The following is a 20,198-nucleotide window of genomic DNA, read 5'->3' as shown; positions in this document are numbered from 1 at the left end:
GCCGAGCGTCCGGGCCTGAACCCGTAGCTCGACGGCGAGAAGGTCGGGTCCCAATCCTCTTGCAGCACCTGCATCACCGCCTGCTGGAGGAAGCGGTCGAGCACCGACGGAATCCCGAGGCCTCTAGTGCCTCCCGATGCCTTCGGAATGTCGACGCGCCGCACCGGCTGCGGCTGGTAGGTGCCGTTGAGAAGTTGAGCCCTGATCTCGGGCCAGTGGTCCTTCAGGTGGGCGGCCAGATCGTCGACGGTCATGCCATCGACGCCGGGCGCGCCTTTGTTGCGTCTGACCTGGGCCAGCGCCTTCTTCAGATTGTCGCGGGCGACAATCCTCTCCATCATCGATCCCACCGGGATCGCTGGGCTTTCGGGGGTAGGTGCCGCCGACAGGACTTCGGCTCCTCCGGCGAGTGGGCTCGGGGTTTCACCCTCTGCCCCACCACCGAAAGCCAACTCAAGTTGGTGTTGCTGCCGCTTGGTCCGTCGAGACACCTGCTCTACTTGCCCTCTCGGACGTTCGGGCCTTCGGCCTCGCGGCCTACTATGCCGTCTGCTGACTTCTCCGCCACGATCACGGGCCTTGCAGCCCGCTCAGTCCGGAAGATCGGACATGCCGGAGATCTCCCGAGGTAAGTTCGACCGCCTTCCCCGCACACCTGCCGGATTTACCGCCTCGGTCTTTGATGACCGTGGACTTTGCAGCCTTTCGCCTGCTCGTCCGGCCGAGGCGGCCTCGTATCCGGTTCTTGTTCATCAGGTCGCGGTTTTGCTCCACGCTTCCTTCAGACCCCACCTCGCGGTGGCGCCCTTGCGCTTTGCTAACCCTTCGCCGCCATCAGGCTGGGTAGAGGACTTGCACCTCCAAGCTGTCGAACATGCTCGGCACACGGAACAGGCCGGCCATGATGCCTGCCTTTTCAGTTTGCCGTGGTTTTGATGAAAAGCGGATTGTTCCTTGTTCCTATCGGCTTTACCCCCGCGCGTCTCTGCTGTTGGCGCGCTCTGCTTTGGCAATCCATGCCGCCGCCCCACGGTGCCTCCAATCCATCCGCAATACCAAACTAAAGTCTCGGATGGAGCCGTTATACTGGCTGAGGCCATACAATACGATTCCACGAACAAAATAGAACTTCACCAAAAACGTCGTCAAAGAGGTTGCTCTTGGGTTGTAGCGAGAGACCACGTGGACATTTTCACCGAGCACCAGGTCCATAAGACTTAGCATGACTGACTGTTTGATACTTGTGGTTGTAGTAGCCATTTGACGCCTCAAGCGAAAGTAGTGACGCGGTCTTCGAGTAAGAAGTGTTTTTCTTCTGCTTTGACTTGTTGAAGTCGCCCTTAATTTCTCACAAGGATTACCTTGCGGAAATCGGAGGAGCGCAAGGCTTGTCGGAAAAACGCAGACATCGTACTTTTCTGAGGCATCGGACACTTTGGGAACCGCATCGATAGACCCAAACGGCTTCTGGGCTGGTCATCGAGACAGGCAGGATCATGACGAATGCCTATCCGGAGATGGAGAAGACGCCTCCCAAGGGGGGTGATGCCTCCGGCGCAAAGCCTGCCGCTCACGCTGGATCGGTGGTCGACCTTGTGATCAGGACGACTGAGCTCGATGAGATGGAGGATCTGACAAATTCGCTGATCTCATCCCACAGGTTGAGGCCTTTAACGAGCGAAGGTGTCTTCGACAGTACCTTGCAAATCCACGGGGTGCAGGATTTTTGTGGGTTCACGATCTCCTATGGACGTTCAGTGGAAGGCCGTCTTGAAGATGTGTCACCTGATGAGCGGATGGCTTTTGTCATGGCGCCCAAGGGAACAGGCCAACTCACCCTGAACCGGCAGGAGTTCCGTATGTCCGGCGAGCGTGGCGTAGTGTTCCCCACGGGCCCTCTCAAAATACTGAACCACAGCGACGATTGCGAGATTTCCGTTCTCCTGATGAACCGGCACAAGGCCGCGGAGCAATGTGCGAGGCTGCTGGCTCGCGACCTCGACCAGGATCTCCAGTTCGACACCGGCTTCGATCTGAACAGCGCCAATGGCCAGAGCTGGGTCAGGCTGTTCAAGTACGCCACCGCCGAGCTGGCCAACCCCCATTCCCTGTTCCGGTCCGTGGCCGCCGCCCGCCAGCAACTGGAGCAGACGGTGCTGACGGGCTTTCTGCTCAGTCAGACGCACACCTACTCGGAGGCACTGCTTCGACCTCAATCCGCTGCCGCGCCCTTTTACGTCAGGCGGGCCGAAGCCTTCATCGAGGCGCACTTCTCCGAGCCGCTGTCGCTCGCCGACATCGCGGCCCAAGCCGGGGTGAGCGCGCGAAGCCTGCAGAACGGCTTCCAGAACTTCCGCAACATGACACCGATGGCTTTCCTTCGCGCGGTCCGGCTGCAGCGGGTGCATCGTATGTTGCTGACAGCCGACCCGGGCTTCGCGAGGGTGACAGAGATCGCGCTTGCCTGCGGGTTCAATCATATGGGCGAGTTCGCGTCGGCCTACCGGTGCACCTTCGGCGAGACACCCCGCGAGACTCTGGTGCGGGCACGAGCCGGCTAGAACGTCACAGGGATTCCCGGGGGAGCAGGACTTCGGACATCGTGGTGCGCTTCTCCTTTCGCGACGATGAAGTTTCAGACATAGGCGTCGATAGCGCCGTACCACGACCTGCAACATATGGTTGCTGGAAGCGAAGCGCCTCAATCATCAGGCGTGCGTAACGCGGGTGTAGCGGAAGCCTCGGTGCTTCATGTCGATCATGGTCTGCCGCAGGATCCGCCTCTTTCCCTATCGCGCCGTGCAATCGCGAGCGTGGCGAATGCCAACACACCCGTCGGCACCTGCTCGTCCCGAGCAATTCCCCCAGCATATTGATCATAACATGATTATATTGCATAAACCGGGAGCGTACAGAATGTCGAGATTCCGCGGGAATCGGTTCCAGAACGTTGAGATTCGGACGGCTTTCATATGGAGCAGGTCAAAAAAAATCTGCGGATTGAATGCGGTGCTTCTGCTCCGGGTGCCGATCCCTGTTGGGCCCTCCGCAGGATCGTCGAACAGGTCTCAAGGCAGACCCTGTCCGGGGCGGTATAGCCATGGCAGGCGCCTTGAAGCACGGTCCACGAAGAGGCCTGCCACCGCCCGCGCAGGAGCAGACACGTGACAGGAAGGAGCGCAGCGGACCGGTCCTCGAGCATTCCTACCGTTCTTCGAAGATCGATGAGATCGAGCATGTGGTCAGCACGCAGATTACGCCCCACAAGCTCGTTCCTTTGAGCCGCGACAGATCTGTCGACAGCGCCTTCCATTTTCACGGAGCGAAAAACCTCGCGGTTTTCGACATTCGCTACGGCAGTCGGATTGCCGTCGAGTTCGAGCATTACGAAGCCGGCGACCTTCTGGGCTTCGTCATGGCGAACGAGGGAACGGGCAGAGTCCGGTTGGACCGCGAGGAGTTCGGAATCTCGCAGAGTGAAGGCGTGATGATCACTTCAGGACCCCGCGAAACTCTCCAATACGCAGAGGATTGCGAAACGCGCGTCCTGCTGATGAACCGCAGCAGAATTGCGGAATATTGTGCGAAGCTGCTCGGGCGGGAGGTCGGGAAACCAGTCGATTTCCAGGCGCATTTCTCCCTCGAGTCCGCGTCCGGACAGAGTTGGCTGCGCCTGACGCAATATGTCGCCTCCGAGTTGCAGGAGCCGCATTCGATGCTGAAGCTTCTGCCGGCAGCCCAGCAACAGCTCGAGCAGACCCTGATCACCTCGCTTCTCCTCGCCCATCGCCACACCTATTCCGATGCATTGCTGAAGCCCCAATCCCCTGCGGCGCCGTTTTACGTCAGACGGGCGGAAGCCTTCATCGAAGCTCATTTCAGCGAGCCGCTGTCCCTCGCCGACATCGCCGCGCAGGCCGGGGTGAGCGCCAGAAGCCTGCAGAACGGTTTTCAGAGTTTCCGCGGGATGACCCCTATGGCGTTTCTCCGGTTGGTTCGGTTGAGGCGGGCGCAAGAGGCTCTCCTCCGGGCGGATCCAGCCTCCACGACAGTGACGGAGATTGCGATCAGCTGTGGCTTCGGCCACATGGGCGAGTTCGCCAGCCTCTACAGGCGCACCTTTGGCGAGACGCCCAAGCAGGCCTTGGGAAAGACGGTTTATCGCTGAGGCTCTCCGCAATCCGGTTTGCGGCGAGAAATCCATCGCAGCCAGGACGCGTAAGAGTGTTCAGTCCGTGGAAGGTCGTGAATGTCGACTTAATCCCTACGGCTTCAACGATGTTCTGTTCGAAGGGCCCTTTTGCAAAGTCGTCAGGGTGTCTCAGACGCCTGGGCCACAACAAAGGCCGTTCACACTGACCATTTGGATGCATGGCATGTGCAAACAGGCCCACTGCGCAAGCAGCATTCACGCACGTTGCTGAAGACGCCATTCCGCTGTGGCAAGAGGAAAAGCCTATGACTTGTCAAGTTTACTTGGAAAATCTACCGTTTTGAAACTCTTCAGGAAGATACCCCAAGAATAGGCAACAGAGTATCCGAGCATGGTCGACGAAAGTTCTGTGGCCAAGCCTGCTGTCCAAAGCAATGGTGCTGTCGGCTTCTCGTTGCAATCGCCCCGTCTCGATGAGATCGAGGACCTCTGCAACAGATTCGTCACTCCTCACAGGCTCACCCGTGCATCCCGGATCCAGGAGGCGGACAGTAAGCTCAGCATTCATGGCACAAGGGATCTGGGGATCTTCACCGTCGCCTATGGGGCAGAGCTGACGGCGCAGGTTTATCCGACCGATATGGATGATCGGTTGGCATTCGTCATCGCGGAGAATGGCGCCGGACATGCAAAGATGGAGGGGCAGGAATACGCGTTCACGGCCGAGCAGGCAGCCATTCTCCCTTCCGGCCCGGAACTGTTGATGCACTACCAGGACAATTGCGAAACGCTGACGATCTTGCTCAGCCGTGGCAAGCTCGCGGAGCAATGCGCAAAGCTGCTGGGTCACGAGATCGAACTGCCCCTTGAGTTCAACCGACAGACTCTCTTGCAGGGCGGCGCCGGACAAAGCTGGCGGCGCCTCGGGAGCTACGTCGCTGGTGAATTAAGCGATCCCTTCTCCATGACCCAGCAGGTATCGGCTGTTGCGCAGCAGCTCGAGCAGATGGTCAGCACGGCCTTCCTGCTCGGACATTCCCACACCTACTCGGACGCGTTGCTGCGGCCGCAATCCGCCGCCGTGCCCTTTTACGTCAAACGCGCCGAAGCCTTCATCGAGGCGCACTTTTCCGAGCCCCTGTCCCTGGCCGACATCGCCGCTCATGCCGGCGTGAGTGCCAGGAGCCTGCAGAACGGCTTCCAGAACTTCCGCAACACCACACCGATGGGTTTTCTGCGATCGCTGCGGCTGAAGCGGGCCTATGAGACCCTGCTGCTGTCGGATCCAAGCACCGTCACGGTTACCGAGATCGCCATGCGCTGTGGCTTCGGCCATCTAGGCGAGTTCGCCACCGTCTATAGACACACCTTCGGCGAAGCACCACGGCAGACTCTGGCGCGGGCGCGGGCCGGATGAGGCTCACGCCGCGCAGGTCTCTCCGATAGGTTTCGAGATCGGCCTATTTCGAACGCCAGGGCGTCTCCGCCACCGGCGTCAATGGACCCTTGCCGTCGAACCATGAGATCAGGTTGTCGGCCACCAGTTTGCCCATGGCGTTGCGGGTATGAACCGACGCGGAGGCGATATGCGGCAGAAGCACCACGTGCTCCAGATCGATCAGCTCCTGCGGAACGCGCGGCTCGTCCTCGTAGACGTCGAGGCCCGCGCTCAGGATCGTGCCCGACTTGAGCGCATGGATGAGCGCCTGTTCGTCCACGACGGTGCCGCGGGCGACGTTGATCAGAACGCCGTTGGGGCCTAGGGCCTTCAGCACGTCCGTATCGATGAGATGCCTGGTCGATGCGCCTCCGGGCGTGATGACGATCAGCACGTCGCAAGCCTCGGCGAGGCCTGTCACGGTCGGGTAATAGGAATAGGCCACGTCGTCCTGCTGCGTGCGCCCGTGATAGGCGATGCTCACATCGAAGCCGGAAAGCCGCCTCGCGATGGCCTTGCCGATGCGTCCGAGGCCGACGATGCCGACCTTCCTTTCGCGTAGCGTCGCCGACAGGGGAAAGGACGCCTTCAGCCATTTCCCGTCGCGCAGGTACCGATCGGCCTGCGGAATCTTTCTCAGCGTTGCGAGAAGCAACCCGAGGGTGAAGTCGGCCACCTCGTCGTCGAGGACGCCGGGCGTGTTGGTGACGACGATGTTGCGCTTGGCGGCTTCCGCCGCATCCACATTGTCATAGCCGACACCGAAGCTCGAAACGATTTCCACATTGGGCAGGCGATCGAGGAGACTGGCGTCCACACGGCCGAAGAGCGTGCTGGTCGCCACGCCGCGGATGCGGGGGCCGACCTCTTTCAGAAAGGCCTCCTTGTCCGTCTGCTCCCACAGGCGGTGGAGCGTGACGGCCTTGTCGAGCGTTTCTATTACGATCGGCATCATCGGCGCTGTCATCAGGATGTCGGTTCGGCTCATGGCGTTTCCTTTTGTGATGTCGGGTTAAAGAGCACAGCGTGCGACGCCGCCCCGTCGAAAGGCTTCGTCGGTGATCTTGGCCTGCTCCTGGAGCGCGGCCTTCACGTCCTGCGGCAGGTCGAGCCAATGGCAACCGCGTAAAGCGGCTTCCAGGGCGTAAGGCGCATTGAGGCTCACCTGCCGGGGCAGCATGAATTTCAGCCGGCGATAGGCCTCGACCGACCCCATGGAGCGGAGTTCGCTGACGGTGCGGATCCCGGCGTCTGCCAGCCTGCTCTGCGTCACGGGACCGATCCCGGGCAGGGTGTCGATGGCGGCATCACTCACGAGGACGGCTCCGGCTTTCGATGCTTCACACGCTCACGGTAGAGCAAATAGAGCCCCGATGCGATGACGATGCCAGCCCCGACGAAGGTCCAAGAATCCGGCCAGTCGCCGAAGAGGACATAGCCCAACACCAGCATCCAGACGATCTGACTGTAGATGAAGGGCGCCAGGATCGCCGCCGGTGCCCGGGCATGGGCGAGGACGAGAAGCCAGTGGCCGAAGGCTCCGTAGAAACCTGTCGTCGCGAGAAGGAACCAGACCAGAGGCGAGGAGGGTGTGGACCACACCCAGGGAAGGACGGGAGTGACGAAGACGATGCCGGCGACACTCGAATAGAGGGTCGTGGTCGCAATGGAATCGCTCGAGGCCAGCATGCGTGTCACGATGTTGTAGAAGGCGTAAGCCACCGAGCCCGCCAGCGACAGAAGGGCGGCAGGATGCATGGTGCCCAGGCCTGGCCGCGTGATGACGAGAATGCCGATGAAGCCAACGCCGATGGCGGCCATGCGCTGCCAGCCGATGCGTTCTCCCAGAAGGGGACCCGCGAGCAGTGCCACCAGCAGCGGGGTCGCGAAGATGATTGATTGGGTCTCGACCAGCTGCAGGTATTTCAGAGCGAAGAAATTGCAGAGGGTCGAGGCGAAGAGCAGGAACGAGCGGAGGAGCTGCAACGGGAGCCGGCGCGTCCTGAGGGCTCCCGGCTGGGTCCGGGGATTGATGACGAGAAAGGTGAGAAACGCTGCCGAGATGTAGCGGGCCCAGACCGTGACCATGGGATCGACGGAGCGGTTCACCCATTTCGCCGTGGCATCAAGGCACGAGAAGCAGAACAGCGCCGCACACATGAGGGCGATGCCCACCATTCGGTTCTGGCGCTGCGCGGCGGTTTTGGGCGAAGATATGGGGATGCTATCGGCCATGCAGGGAATGCTAGCCGCTTCGCCGTCCCGATGCGAATGTCCACCACGCACGACCCTCGTGCGCGGCACACAGGGGTTGTTATCAGGCCGTCGCGGCCAATTCCGGCTCGCTGGCGGCTTCCAGCCCGTCCACCTCGTCATCTGCCTCGAAGCCGGTCTGATCGGCTCCGGTGAGGCCGGCGAGGTTCTTGGCGGCTTTGCGCAGGAGCTTGCGCAGCCGCTTGCGGTCCTTGTTGTCGAAGCCCTGGAGCAGCTCGGCCTCGACCTCTTCCCAAAGGGCGTCGATGGCGGCGGCCTTGCGCTTGCCCTCTTTGGTGAGCTTCACGCGCACGACCCTGGCATCGCCGGGTTCGGTGTGGCGCTCCACCAGTTTGAGGGTGGAGAGGCGCGAGACCGTCTTGGAAGCGGTCGGCGGGCGCACCCGCAGGATGGCGGCGAGCTCGCCCATGGTCATGGGGCCGGCATTGCCCAGAGCCTGGAGAACCTGCTCCTGGCCGGCGAAGAGGCCGAGTTCCGAGAGCTTGTCGCCCGTGCGGCTTCGATGCAGGCGTGAGGCTTGAACCAGAGCCCATCCGACGCTTTTGATGCCCGGATGCTTGTTGTCGGTTTCCATGGTCCCTCGCTGTTCAAAGCGTTTGCCTCCATACCATGGACGGGACTCATGACGGTACGATGACAAGCCGGCGCACTATTAACAGGCTAAATAAATAAAACCGCTCAGGCCTCTCGATCGAGGGCGCTCTCATGCCAGCGGCGAAGAAGGACATGATTGAGCGCGGCTAGGACAAGAAACAGCCCGATGCCGGTCAACGCCAAAAGAACAAGAGCTGCAAAGAGGCGCGGAATGTTGAGCCGATACTGGCTCTCGATGATGCGGTAGGCCAGCCCCGATCCCGCCCCCGCCGAACCTGCGGCCATCTCGGCAACCACGGCGCCGATGAGGGAGAGCCCGCCCGCAATCCGCAAGCCCGCCAGGAAAGCCGGGAGCGCTGCCGGACGACGCAGAACCCACAGAGCCTTCAGACGCGCCCGCAGGCGGGCCAGCGGGCCTCGCGAGGCGGGAGCGCCGTAAAGCTGGAACAGCTCCATGAGGTTCCGATCGACGGATTGCAGGCCGAGCATCGTGTTCGAGAGGACCGGAAAGAAGGCGACGAGCCACGCGCAGGCGAGAACCGCCACGTCCTGAGGCATGTAGATCAGGAGCAGGGGCGCGATGGCGATGACCGGCGTCACCTGCAGCACGACGGCGAACGGATAGAGCGAATATTCGACGATCCTCGACAGGCTCAACAGCACCGCCAGCACCACGCCGCCGAGAACCGCAAGGACGAGCCCGGCGAGCGTGGTTCCGAGCGTCGTCAGGAGCGAACCCGAGAGCAACGACCAATCGGCCACGAGGGTTCTGGCGATCAGGCTCGGCGCGGGCAGGATGTAGGGCGGGACGCCCTCGATGCGCACGATGGCCTCCCACGCGGCGATGGCTGCCGCGAAGACGACAAGCGGCAGAACGATTTTCAGGGCATTGCCCTGACGGCGCGCAGGCATGGGAGCGAAGGCCATCACAACCGCTCCTCTGCCGTCTGATCGAGCAGAACCTGCGAGATCTGTGCGCACAGCTCGGCATAGCGCGCGCTGGTGCGAAACTCCTTCGAGCGCGGCCCGGGCGCTTCGCCCCTGATGTCCGCGACGACCCGGCCCGGGCGCGATGACATGACGGCGATGCGGCTCGACAGATAGGCGCTCTCGTAGACCGAATGGGTCACGAACACGATCGTGCAGTGCAGGTCGCCCTGCAGGCGCAACAGGTCGTCGTTGAGCCGGAAGCGGGCGATCTCGTCGAGGGCGGCGAAGGGCTCGTCCATGAGAAGCAGTCGGGGCTTCAGCGACAACGCCCGCGCAATCGACACGCGCATTCTCATGCCGCCGGAGAGCTCGCGCGGATAGGCTTTCGCGAAGTCGCTCAAGCCGACGAGGGCAAGGCTCTCGGCGATGCGATCCCGTGCATCGCGTTTGGACACGCCGCGCAGGCGCAAGGGTAGCCACGCATTGTCCGCCACATTGGCCCAGGGCATCAGCGTCGGATCCTGGAACACGAAGCCGATCTCGCCGCGATGATCGTCATCGGTCGAGCCCGGCCAGGTGACGCTCCCGTCCGTCGGCTGCGCGAGATCCGCGATGAGGCGCAACACCGTCGACTTGCCGCATCCTGAAGGACCGAGGAGCGACACGAACTCGCCTGGGAACACATCGAGATCGAAGCCGGCAAGCGCGGTCACGCCGTTGGAGAAGATCTTCGTGATCTCTCTGAGAGAAACGAGCGCGGGCGAAAGCTGCGTCATGGGTGCGGCGACACGGGAAACGGCGTCGCTCTCCTCTTACTGCTTCAGGTTCAGCCCCACGCCCTTGTTCACGAACCGGAGCGTATAGGCTTGTCTGTAATCGAGATCCGCCTTGAAGAGACCGGCCTTCACCATCTTGTCGAAGAAGTCCTTCATGCGCGCATCCGTCATGGCGCCGATGCCGAGGCTTGCGGTGTCGCCGGAATCGACGATGCCATATTTCTTCATCTTGGTGCGGGAATAGGCGAGGAGTTCCTCCGTCATTTCCGGGTTGTCGCGCTTGATGAGCTCTTTCGCTTTCGTGTTGTCGCCGTAGAGATAACGATACCAGCCGATGGTCGAAGCATCGACGAAGCGTTGCACGAGATCGGGATTCCTCTCCACGACCTCGCGGCGCGTCTCCACGGTGGTGGAATAGGTGCTGAAGCCGTGATCGGCGAGCAGGAACACGTTGGGCCTGAAGCCTGCGGCCTTCTCGATGGTCAGCGGCTCGGAAGTGACATAGCCCTGCTGCACCGACGCCTTGTTTGCGATGAAGGGCGCCGGGTTGAAGCCGTAAGGCTTCACCTGCTCGTCCTTGAAGCCGTACTCGACTTTCATCCACTGGAAGAAGGTGGCGACACCATCCTTGGACAGAAGAATGTCATTGGACTTCTTGAGGTCGGCGAAGGTGTCGAGCCCCTGGCCCGGATGGCTGAGGAGAACCTGCGGCTCCTTCTGGAAATGGGCCGCGACCACGATGGTAGGGATATCCTTCTCCACCGCCGAGAAGGCCTGAATCATGCTGCCGCCCATGTAGAAGTCGAGCTTGCCGACGGTCATGAGCATGCGGTTGCTGGCACGGGGGCCGCCGGGCACGATGGTGACCTTGAGACCGTATGTCTCGTAGGTCCCGTCGGCGACGGCCTGGTAATAGCCGCCATGCTCGCCCTGGGCGATCCAATTGGTGCCGAAGGTCACCTCCGTCAGAGGCTGCTGCGCCAGGGCGCTTCCACCCAAGCAGGCTGCGATCGCTCCCGTGATCCAGGCGTTCAGCTTCATCGGCACTCACTTTCGGCCAGGCAGGACAAACCGCCTGCGATCCGAGGCACAGCTTCTGCGCGGTTCAGCCGTGCTTGGCAAGGTCTTCGTGCCGCCCGGGGATGGAGCAGGATCCACCGATACGCCCTTTCCACGTTATCACCGGCCCGGACCGGTGATCCCTGTCGTCGCGCGCTCCCCCAGCCCTTATCCTGCAGGTTTGGCCTGGGTTCGGCGTTCCGAAGCCCTCATCCTGAGAAGCGAAGCGTCACGAAGGCCGAGGGCGTCTCCAGCGTGCACTGGAGCCTCCTTCGAGACGCCGCTTGCAGCGGCTTCTCAGGATGGGGCTGTGTCTGAAAGCGCGGATCGGTGGACTACGTTCGGCCCTGACATTCTCCACGTCATCACCGGGCTTGTCCCGGTGATCCCGATTGGGTGAAGCGCAGCACTTTTCCGCATCGGGATGGCCGGGACAGGCCCGGCCATGACGGGGTGGGTGTCATTCCCGCCACACGCGCAGCCATCGCAGGGATGGAAATCCCTGAGCTCAGCGGCTGCTCGTGGGTCTTCTCCCGGTCCTGTTGACCACCGGGGTGACAAGGCGTCAGCGGCGGATCACTCGACAAACCAGGGATAGGTCCAGGTCTCCGTCAGCGCCCGGTTGCCGGCGCGCAGGAAGGCGCGGAGATCCGTGGATTGCCCCGGCTCCAGCCTCACGTCGATGGCGGCCCTGAAGCCGTTCGTGTGGCTGTTGGGCATGATGAAGGTATTAGTGATCTGGCCGGCCGAGGTGGAGGGCACGAGCTGCACCTGCTCCGGAGCGCCGAGATAGTAAGGCAGGTTGCCGCCCGCGAAGTCGACGATGAAGCGGCGGTGCCGGGGGTCGCTCGGCGCGTTCGATCCGCTGGCGCGGGGAGGCGCCTGGAAGGTGTTGATCACCTTGCCGCCCGGATGCATGGCCCCGATCGCCGATGCGGCGCGCAGGCGATAGGACAGAACGACCTCCTGCCCCGGCTCGAAGGGCCGGTTCGGCTGCCAATAGGCCACGATGTTGTCGTGGGTCTCGTCGGGGGTTGGAATCTCAACCAGCTCGACCCAGCCCTCGCCCCATTGCCCGATGGGCTCGACCCAGTAGCCGGGACGCTGATGGTAGGTGGCTTCGAGATCCTGATAATTCTCGAACATCCGGTCGCGCTGCATCAGGCCGAAGCCGCGCGGGTTGTTGTCGCTGAAGGACGAGATCGTCTTGGCGTTCGGGTTGCGTAAAGGCCGCCAGATCCACTCGCCCGCGCCCGATTGCATGAGAAGCCCGTCCGAATCGTGGATTTCGAGGCGGTAGTCGTCCGTCGGTTTCCGGTCGTTCTCGCCCTCGAAGAACATGGAGGTGAGGGGAGCGACACCCACATTGGTGATGGTCTGGCGCGGGAACAACGTCGCCGTGACGTCGAGGGTTGTTTCCTTGGACGGGTAGATCTCGAAGCGATAGGCGCCCGCCACGGATGGGCTGTCGAGAAGCGCGAAGACGATGGCCCGCTCGTCGTTGGGCTTGGGCATCTCGACCCAGAATTCACGGAAATGCGGGAACTCCTCCGCTTCGCCGCCTTCCACGTTGATCGCGAGGCCCCGCGCCGAGAGGCCGAATTTCTGCTCCGATCCCAGGAAGCGGAAGTAGCTCGCGCCGAGAAAGGCGATGACCTCGTCCAGCACCTTCGGATTGTTCAGAGGGTAGTGGAGGCGAAAGCCTGCAAAGCCAAGATTGACGGGCAGCGGCCGCTCGATCTTGTTGCGACCGTAATCGAACAGCTCCCGCTGATACGGCACCGGCGTGGGCACTCCGTCGCGGATGATGTTCACCGTCACCGGGCGCTGGTAGAGGAAGCCGAGATGGAAGAGCTGCATCCGGAACGGCCCGTTGCCGGACCCGAGCAGGGCCTTCTCGGGGCGGAAGCGGATGTCCCGATAATCGTCGAAGCTGAGCCGGTTGAGAGGCTCGGGCAGTTGTCCCGAAGGGGCCTCATACGGCACGGCCGCCAACTCGCGGGCCCGGCGCACCACATCCTCGTAATGGAACGGATTGGGCGCCGGCACGCCGGTCTGCTGCTGCGCCCAGCTCTGCCGGTATAAAGCGGGCAGCGCGGTGGCTGCGAGCAGGCTTTGCAGGAGGATACGGCGGGACAGGTTCGTCATGGCTGCGGAGCGTTCTCGTCTCAAGAGGAAAATGGCCGGAATTCAGGGATAGCAATATGGGGCCAGACCCTCTTCCGTGTACCTGTCCCGCTTAATGGAAGGTGAATGGTGATGCCGGCAAGACACAGGTCCCGGCAGGGTTAAAAAAATCCTGGGAGGGGTCCGAAAAACTCTTGTGATAGGGGGCGAATGCGCTTATCTCAGCCTTGCCCAATTTCGCACGTGCCTGTGGTCGTGTGTCGGTTGGTGGGCATCCGGACAAGAGGCCGGACAGCCGCCCGAGAGCGAACTAGCTCTCGATACCCCTAACCGGCAGCCGGAGGCGAAAACCGGCGCACCTCGTTCTCAACGGGGGACGCGACTTAAAGCAACGACGAACGGGCTTTTTTGGTCTCGTTGGCCCTCCAAAGGTCAACACCGAAGAGGCTTGTTTATCATTGCCAGGCGTGCGGATGGAGTATCCCCCATCCAATCCAAGGCAGCATCGTCGGGTGAAGAGCCCATCGCGCCATTCGTGTCTCCATCGCACGAAGCGGGATGCCATCTTCCCTCGCTGACGCCGGACGGCAGGAGTTCCTGATCGTCTGAATTTCAATCCGGAGGCTCCACAAGACCTCCATTGAACCTTTGGTGGGGAGAGCGCCATGACTCAGCGCATCCGTGAATTCCTGCGCAACCGACGTGAGGACGGCCCTTGCGTCGTCGTCGACCTTGAGGTCGTGCGCGACAACTATTCCAAGTTTGCCCGGGCGCTCCCCGACACGCGCGTGTTCTACGCCGTGAAGGCCAACCCGGAGGCGCAGGTGCTCAAGCTCCTGGCCGAGCTCGGCTCGTGCTTCGACACGGCATCCGTGGTCGAGATCCAGCTCGCGCTGGATGCCGGCGCGACGCCTGACCGCATCTCCTTCGGCAACACGATCAAAAAGGAGCGCGACATCGTTCGCGCCCTCGAGCTTGGCGTGCGCCTCTATGCGGTCGATTGCGAGGCCGAGGTCGAGAAGATCGCCCGCGCAGCCGCGACGGCCGGCATCGATGCTTCCGAGGTGAAGGTGTTCTGCCGCATCCTGTGCGACGGCGCCGGGGCCGAGTGGCCGCTCTCCCGCAAGTTCGGCTGCGTGCCCGAAATGGCCGTGGACGTGCTGGAGCATGCTCACCGTCAGGGGCTCGAGGCTTACGGCGTGTCCTTCCACGTGGGCTCGCAGCAGCGCAACACGGAAGCCTGGGATCAGGCTCTCGGTTCCGCTTCGGCGATCTTCCGTGAATGCGCGCATCGCGGCATCCACCTGTCGATGGTCAATCTCGGCGGCGGTTTCCCGACGAAGTACCTGAAGACGGTTCCCATGGTCGAAGCCTACGGCGAGTCGATCTTCCGGGCGCTGTCGAAGCACTTCGGCAACCGCATTCCGGAGACGATCATCGAGCCGGGCCGCGGCATGGTCGGCAACGCCGGCGTCATCGAGACCGAGGTCGTCCTGATCTCGAAGAAGAGCCAGGACGAGGACGAGGTGCGCTGGGTCTATCTCGACATCGGCAAGTTCGGCGGTCTCGCCGAGACGATGGACGAGTCGATCCGCTATCCGATCCGCAGCGAGCGCGACCACGACCGCAAGGTGCCGTGCGTGCTCGCGGGTCCGACCTGCGACTCGGCCGACGTTCTCTACGAGAAGGAGCCTTATCCGCTCCCCATCTCGCTGGAGATCGGCGACAAGGTGCTGATCGAGGGCACGGGCGCCTACACGACCACCTACTCGGCGGTCGCGTTCAACGGCTTCCCGCCGCTCAAGTCCTACGTGATCTGATTCACGTCCCGCCTGCCTCGTGGAATGAGGCAGGCACCAACCCCAACAGAGTTGTCCCGGACGGCCGTCTGGCTTCAAAGGGCGCATCGGATGACCGCGAAACCGGCATCCACTTTTGCGTCCGATGCTGCGAGTCGGTGCGAGGGCTGTCGCTCACCCCACGTGTTTTGGGAGGCCACGGCCATGATCACGATCCGCGAAGAAATCTTCCGCGATGTCGAGGCGCGCGAGGCGCTGCTCGATGCCTGCTTCGGACCCGCCCGGTTCCAGAAGACCTGCGAACGCCTGCGCGAGGGCAGGATGCCGGCCGACGGTTTGTCCCTGGTCATCGACCGGGACGGCGAGATCATCGGTACGGTGCGTCTGTGGCATGTCTCGGCCGGTCCGAACCGCCCTGCGCTCATGCTCGGTCCGATCGCCATCGACCCGGCCGTGCAGAGCCTCGGCCTCGGCGGCAAGCTCATGCGCGAGGCGCTGGAAGCGCGCGGACGCTCTCGGCCACAAGGCGGTGCTGCTGGTGGGCGATGCGCCCTATTACCAGCGCTTCGGCTTCTCCACGGCCAAGACCGGCTCCCTCTGGCTGCCCGGGCCGTACGAGCGCAACCGCTTCCTGGCACTCGAGCTCGAGGCGGGCGCGCTCGACAATGCCCGCGGCCTTGTCTCCGCGACCGGCTCCTTCGAGCAGAAGCCCGATCTCGGCGCCCTCGTCGCCGCGGCCGCGCAGGGTGCGCTGGCGGGCCTTCGCACGGCGCTCTGACGCCGTCTATCCTTCCGAGGGCTGCAACCGCGCGGCCCTCGGATTGGGCAGCGCGAACGTTACGGCGGCGGCTGCGACCATGTAGGCGGCAAAGCCGAGGCAGATCGCTTCGAGACTCACTCCGGCATCGAACAGAAGCCCGATGGCGCCCGGCGTGGCGGCCGAGGCCACCACCATGATGGAGCCGGCGAGCGCGCGGATCTTGCCCAAATGCGTGGTGCCGAACAGCTCGGCCAGAACGGCTGCGATCACCACATTGGTGCAGCCCGACGTGAGGCCGATCAGGCCGAAGAACACGAGCGGCAGAAGCGGTCCGTCGAACGTGGCGAGAGCAACGGATGCCGCCGTCATGCCTGCGAGATAGAAATGGCTGAGACGCACGGCGCCGAACCGATCGACGAAGCTGCCCGCGCTCATGGCGACCACGACGGACACCAGGGCGAAGAGCGTGATGCTGCTGGCCAGAAGCTCCAGGGACCAGCCCTTCAGGTCTGCGATGAAGCGCTGGTGGAAGAAGTACGCCGTCATGATCGCCGGATAGCCGATCATGGTGGGGATGAGCGCGAGAAAGCGCCAGTCGCTTAAGGTGTCGTTCCAGCGCGGGCCCGTGTCGTTCAAGGCCTTTCTCCGTGCCGACACCTCGAGGTCCGGACCCTTCGTCGTGAGAAGGAAGCCGAGCAGCCAGCCGATTGCCAGCGCCACCACGATCACGAGCGCGGCAACGCGCCAGACGCCGGTCCATTCGAACGCCGCGATCAGCGCGATGGCAAGGGCCGGAAGGGTCGCTTCGCCGGCCGGAAAGCCGAGCGCCGCCACGCCCAGCGCCCTGCCGCGTACGCCTTCATGCAGGCGTGCGGTGCTCATCACGCCCGCATGGCTGAGCATCCCCTGGCCGAAGAGGCGCAGGGCGAAAAGGCTCAGTCCCAGCGCGATGATGTTGGGCGCGAAGGACAGGCTGATGGCCGCCGCAGCCAGGCCAAGCATGGCCGTGCTGGCATAGAGCCGGATGTCGACCCGGTCGATGACGCTGCCGACCCAGATCATCAGAAGGCCGGAGGACAGCGTCGCAAGCGAATAGATCGAGCCGAATGCGCCGTGCGTCAGGCCGAAGGCCTCACGGATATTCGGGCCCGACAGAGAGATGAAGAAGGTCTGGCCGAACGAGGACAGGAAGGTCAATGCGAAGCCGAGGCCGATGACGCGCCAATAATGCCTGAGAAGTTCGTGAAATGTCATCGGTCGCGGTCGGGTGAGAGACAAAGGTCCTGCGATCATGCAGCCTTGTTGCGCAATGTCGAGCGTCAAATCAGCAAGGCACGAATGTGTTTGTCATCTTGCGTTCGCCATCCGCAGGGAAATTACCCGTCGTGCCCGGCAGTCCGTCCCAGGCATTGACCCCAGGGCCTCCTCAATCCTAGATGCGCCCAAAACCGATAATCGACGTTTACCCTTTTCAATCTCTGCTTTGGCAAGGAGACAGATCTGATGACCACTTGGCCCGTTCACGGTCGCATCGCCGGCCCCATCGTCATGATCGGCTTCGGCTCGATCGGCCAGGGAACCCTGCCGCTCATCGAACGCCATTTCGAATACGACAAGAGCCGCTTCGTGGTCATCGATCCGCAGGAGAAGCACAAGGAACTCCTCGACGAGCGCGGCATCCGCTTCATCCAGCAGGCGGTGACCAGGGACAATTACCGCGAACTGCTCACGCCGCTGCTGACCGCAGGCGGCGGTCAGGGCTTCTGCGTCAACCTCTCGGTCGATACCGGATCCGTCGACATCATGGAACTGTGCCGCTCGCTCGACTGCTTCTACATCGACACCGTCAACGAGCCCTGGGCCGGTTTCTATTTCGACAAGAGCAAGGGTCCGGAATCGCGCACGAACTACGCGCTGCGCGAGATCACCATGGAGGCGCGGCGGCGCAATCCGGGCGGCACCACGGCGGTGTCCTGCTGCGGCGCCAATCCGGGCATGGTATCCTGGTTCGTCAAGCAGGCGCTCGTCAACATCGCGGGCGATCTCGGCGTGACCTCGGACGAGCCGAAGAGCCGCGAGGACTGGGCGCGCTTGGCGCAACGCGTTGGCGTGAAGGGCATCCACATCGCGGAGCGCGACACCCAGCGCGCCAAGTCGGAAAAGCCCATGGGAACCTTCGTGAACACCTGGTCGGTGGATGGCTTCGTGTCTGAAGGTCTGCAGCCGGCCGAGCTCGGCTGGGGCACGCATGAGAAATGGATGCCGGAGAATGCCGGCACGCTCGGGCCCGACGCGCAGGCGATCTACCTGCTCCAGCCCGGCGCCGCCACCCGCGTGCGCACCTGGTGCCCGACGCCGGGCCCGCAGCACGGCTTCCTGGTGACGCACAACGAATCGATCTCGATCTCGGACTATTACACCGTGCGCGAGAACGGGAAGGCGGCCTACCGGCCGACCTGCCATTACGCCTACCATCCGTCCAACGAGGCGGTGCTCTCCCTGCACGAGATGTTCGGCCATGCGGGCAAGGTGCAGGAAGAGCAGCACATCCTCGACGAGAACGAGATCGTGGACGGCATCGACGAACTCGGCGTGCTGCTCTACGGCCACGGCAAGAACGCCTACTGGTACGGCTCGCAGCTCTCCATCGAGGAGACGCGCCGCGTGGCGCCCTACCAGAACGCCACCGGCCTCCAGGTGACGTCCGCAGTGCTCGCCGGCATGGTCTGGGCGCTGGAGAACCCGAAGGCCGGCATCGTCGAAGCGGACGAGATGGATTTCCGCCGCTGCCTCGAAGTGCAGCTGCCCTATCTCGGCCCGGTGAAAGGCTACTACACCGACTGGACCCCGCTCACCGACCGTCCCGGTTTCTTCCCAGAGGACATCGACACCTCCGATCCGTGGCAGTTCCGGAACGTTCTGGTGCGGTAACGACACCCCTACCCTAACCCTCCCCACAAGGGGGAGGGGACATGTCAAGGAGCTCTCCGTGCCCCATTTCGAGGAATTCTACGCCGACAAGCTCCGCGGCGGCCTTGGCGTCGTCGATGCCGAAAGCGTGCTGGATCTACGCGGCGTGTCGCGTGAGCAGGCAGCCGCGTCGATCCAGGACATGCTGGAGCGCAGCCGCTTCGCTCAAGGAAAGTCGGTTGCCATCCGCCTCGACCCGCCGCCGGAAGGCGGCGGCGAGACCCTCTTCCAGCCGATCGGCAAGGCTCTGCTCGAGGCCAAGAAGCGCGGCTGGATCGACCGGCTGCAGACGCTGCCGGCGCAGGACGGCCTGGGGTTCTACATCGTGCTGGCCGGAAAACCGGAACGCGAGGCTTAACCGATCAATCGACACCGAACCTCATCCTCAGGAGTTCGCCCAGCGACCGTCTCGAAGGAGGTTCCAGTGCCCGCTGAATCCTCCTTCGAGACGCAGACTTACGTCCGCTCCTCAGGATGAGGTGAGAGTTGGTTTCTGGCGGATCAGATTGAGGCTCTCACTGGCTGTCGCGGCCGCCGCCACAGGCTGCGGACAAAACCGATCAGCAGAAGAAGGCCGCCCCAGACCGCGCCGAAGCCGATGGCCGTCGAGAGGACGCCCTCCTCGGTGACCGGCAGGGCAGGCTAGAAATCGCGATAGACTGCTTCCATCACATCCCGGTCTCCGTCGCGCGCCATCAGGGCGACCCGGGCGAAGGGGCCGGCCTGCATCATGGTCTCTCGGTGGATCTCAAGGTTTCGCAGGCGCTCCACATTCGCCTGCATGGCAGCGCCCTGGCGGCTGACGAAATCGTCGGTGTTGGAGCGCAGGCGGACGATGGCGCTTTCCCGGGTCTCGCCGCTGGCCTGGGCATCCGCTTCGAAGCGCGTGATCACCTGGCGCAACTCGTCGATCGCACCGCCGAGGCGCTGACGGTACTGCTGGGCGTATTCCGGGCCCTGCGAGGCGATGATGCCGCCGCATAGCCCACAACCGAAAGCGACGATGCGAACGATCCTGGACAAGCTTAACCTCGTTTAAGGGTCAAGAGCCTTCAGGATATCTTGTTCCATCACCTCGTCGAGGGACTTGGCGACCTTCAGGGCCCTGGTCTTTTGGCCCGGCTCCATCACCAGGATCACGGTCTCGATCCCGGGGCAGCCGGGATCGTTGCAGGCGATCTCGTTGACCGCAAAGGCGGTGTCCGGCGAGACCCGAAGGGCCGCACGGGCCAGATCCTTCACCCGGTCGACGGCCTGCTTGTCGGATTTCGGCAGACCAAAGGACCCCCTTAAAAAGGCGCCGAACAGGGCCACGGGC

Annotated in this window: 17 protein-coding genes and 2 pseudogenes; 7 read left to right on the top strand and 12 right to left on the bottom strand. The window is 62.9% G+C overall.

The annotated features are described in order from the left end of the window. Window positions 1-341: pseudogene (locus tag FS320_RS07230) on the bottom strand (reverse transcriptase domain-containing protein); the annotation flags it as partial. Between the two features lie 1,155 nt (window positions 342-1,496). Between FS320_RS07230 and FS320_RS07225 the strand changes: the two are divergent. The 3 genes from FS320_RS07225 (at window position 1,497) to FS320_RS07215 (ending at window position 5,570) form a co-directional block, all read left to right on the top strand. Next, window positions 1,497-2,561 carry an AraC family transcriptional regulator gene (locus FS320_RS07225; RefSeq protein WP_244627011.1) on the top strand — a complete coding sequence of 355 codons (1,065 nt, stop codon included), beginning with the start codon at window positions 1,497-1,499 and terminating at the stop codon, window positions 2,559-2,561. Between the two features lie 539 nt (window positions 2,562-3,100). Beyond that, window positions 3,101-4,168: an AraC family transcriptional regulator gene (locus tag FS320_RS07220; RefSeq protein WP_152710407.1), complete on the top strand. Its 1,068-nt coding sequence runs from the start codon at window positions 3,101-3,103 to the stop codon at window positions 4,166-4,168. A gap of 376 nt (window positions 4,169-4,544) precedes the next feature. Beyond that, window positions 4,545-5,570, top strand: a complete 1,026-nt coding sequence (locus FS320_RS07215) for an AraC family transcriptional regulator (RefSeq protein WP_152710406.1) — start codon at window positions 4,545-4,547, stop codon at window positions 5,568-5,570. A gap of 43 nt (window positions 5,571-5,613) precedes the next feature. Here FS320_RS07215 and FS320_RS07210 read toward each other — a convergent pair whose 3' ends face one another. The 8 genes from FS320_RS07210 to FS320_RS07175 all read right to left on the bottom strand — a co-directional run bounded on the left by FS320_RS07210 (window position 5,614) and on the right by FS320_RS07175 (window position 13,372). Then, on the bottom strand, window positions 5,614-6,579 hold the full coding sequence (locus tag FS320_RS07210; protein ID WP_152710405.1) for a 2-hydroxyacid dehydrogenase: 966 nt from the start codon (window positions 6,577-6,579) through the stop codon (window positions 5,614-5,616). Window positions 6,580-6,603: 24 nt separating this feature from the next. Further along, window positions 6,604-6,906: a TfoX/Sxy family DNA transformation protein gene (locus FS320_RS07205; protein WP_152710404.1), complete on the bottom strand. Its 303-nt coding sequence runs from the start codon at window positions 6,904-6,906 to the stop codon at window positions 6,604-6,606. Further along, complete coding sequence (locus FS320_RS07200; RefSeq protein ID WP_152710403.1) at window positions 6,903-7,826, bottom strand: DMT family transporter; 924 nt, start codon at window positions 7,824-7,826, stop codon at window positions 6,903-6,905. Before FS320_RS07200 ends, FS320_RS07205 begins: the two co-directional genes overlap by 4 nt. A gap of 82 nt (window positions 7,827-7,908) precedes the next feature. Continuing rightward, window positions 7,909-8,439, bottom strand: a complete 531-nt coding sequence (locus tag FS320_RS07195) for a MarR family winged helix-turn-helix transcriptional regulator (RefSeq protein WP_152710402.1) — start codon at window positions 8,437-8,439, stop codon at window positions 7,909-7,911. A 104-nt stretch (window positions 8,440-8,543) separates the two neighbouring features. After that, complete coding sequence (locus tag FS320_RS07190; RefSeq protein WP_152710401.1) at window positions 8,544-9,386, bottom strand: ABC transporter permease; 843 nt, start codon at window positions 9,384-9,386, stop codon at window positions 8,544-8,546. Next, on the bottom strand, window positions 9,386-10,165 hold the full coding sequence (locus FS320_RS07185) for an ABC transporter ATP-binding protein (RefSeq protein WP_152710400.1): 780 nt from the start codon (window positions 10,163-10,165) through the stop codon (window positions 9,386-9,388). The genes FS320_RS07190 and FS320_RS07185 overlap by 1 nt, the downstream gene beginning before the upstream one ends. Before the next feature lie 36 nt (window positions 10,166-10,201). Beyond that, window positions 10,202-11,206 (bottom strand): ABC transporter substrate-binding protein, encoded by a 1,005-nt coding sequence (locus FS320_RS07180; protein WP_152710399.1) that lies wholly within the window; start codon window positions 11,204-11,206, stop codon window positions 10,202-10,204. A gap of 594 nt (window positions 11,207-11,800) precedes the next feature. Next, window positions 11,801-13,372: an OpgD/OpgG family glucan biosynthesis protein gene (locus tag FS320_RS07175; RefSeq protein ID WP_152710398.1), complete on the bottom strand. Its 1,572-nt coding sequence runs from the start codon at window positions 13,370-13,372 to the stop codon at window positions 11,801-11,803. 644 nt (window positions 13,373-14,016) lie between these two features. Between FS320_RS07175 and FS320_RS07170 the strand changes: the two genes are divergently transcribed. Then, a complete protein-coding gene (locus tag FS320_RS07170; protein ID WP_152710397.1) occupies window positions 14,017-15,171 on the top strand; it encodes a type III PLP-dependent enzyme in 1,155 nt (384 codons plus the stop codon). A 183-nt stretch (window positions 15,172-15,354) separates the two neighbouring features. Further along, a pseudogene (locus tag FS320_RS07165) lies at window positions 15,355-15,928 on the top strand (GNAT family N-acetyltransferase). Between the two features lie 6 nt (window positions 15,929-15,934). Here the strand turns inward: FS320_RS07165 and FS320_RS07160 are convergent. After that, the gene (locus tag FS320_RS07160) at window positions 15,935-17,164 is read right to left on the bottom strand and encodes an MFS transporter (protein WP_162002870.1); all 1,230 of its coding nucleotides are present in this window, start codon (window positions 17,162-17,164) and stop codon (window positions 15,935-15,937) included. 249 nt (window positions 17,165-17,413) lie between these two features. Here FS320_RS07160 and FS320_RS07155 point away from each other — a divergent pair, with 249 nt between their 5' ends. Next, a complete protein-coding gene (locus FS320_RS07155; protein ID WP_152710395.1) occupies window positions 17,414-18,841 on the top strand; it encodes a homospermidine synthase in 1,428 nt (475 codons plus the stop codon). 58 nt (window positions 18,842-18,899) lie between these two features. Beyond that, complete coding sequence (locus FS320_RS07150) at window positions 18,900-19,238, top strand: hypothetical protein (protein ID WP_162002869.1); 339 nt, start codon at window positions 18,900-18,902, stop codon at window positions 19,236-19,238. 284 nt (window positions 19,239-19,522) lie between these two features. Here FS320_RS07150 and FS320_RS07145 read toward each other — a convergent pair whose 3' ends face one another. Together FS320_RS07145 and FS320_RS07140 are read right to left on the bottom strand one after the other, a co-directional pair. After that, window positions 19,523-19,903, bottom strand: a complete 381-nt coding sequence (locus FS320_RS07145; protein ID WP_152710394.1) for a DUF2937 family protein — start codon at window positions 19,901-19,903, stop codon at window positions 19,523-19,525. 12 nt (window positions 19,904-19,915) lie between these two features. Further along, window positions 19,916-20,194 carry a hypothetical protein gene (locus FS320_RS07140; RefSeq protein ID WP_162002868.1) on the bottom strand — a complete coding sequence of 93 codons (279 nt, stop codon included), beginning with the start codon at window positions 20,192-20,194 and terminating at the stop codon, window positions 19,916-19,918. Between the last annotated feature and the right edge of the window lie 4 nt (window positions 20,195-20,198).

It is taken from the genome of Microvirga tunisiensis (assembly GCF_009296175.1).
GTDB classification, from domain to species: domain Bacteria; phylum Pseudomonadota; class Alphaproteobacteria; order Rhizobiales; family Beijerinckiaceae; genus Microvirga; species Microvirga tunisiensis.
This window is presented reverse-complemented; position numbering and strand designations above follow the sequence as displayed.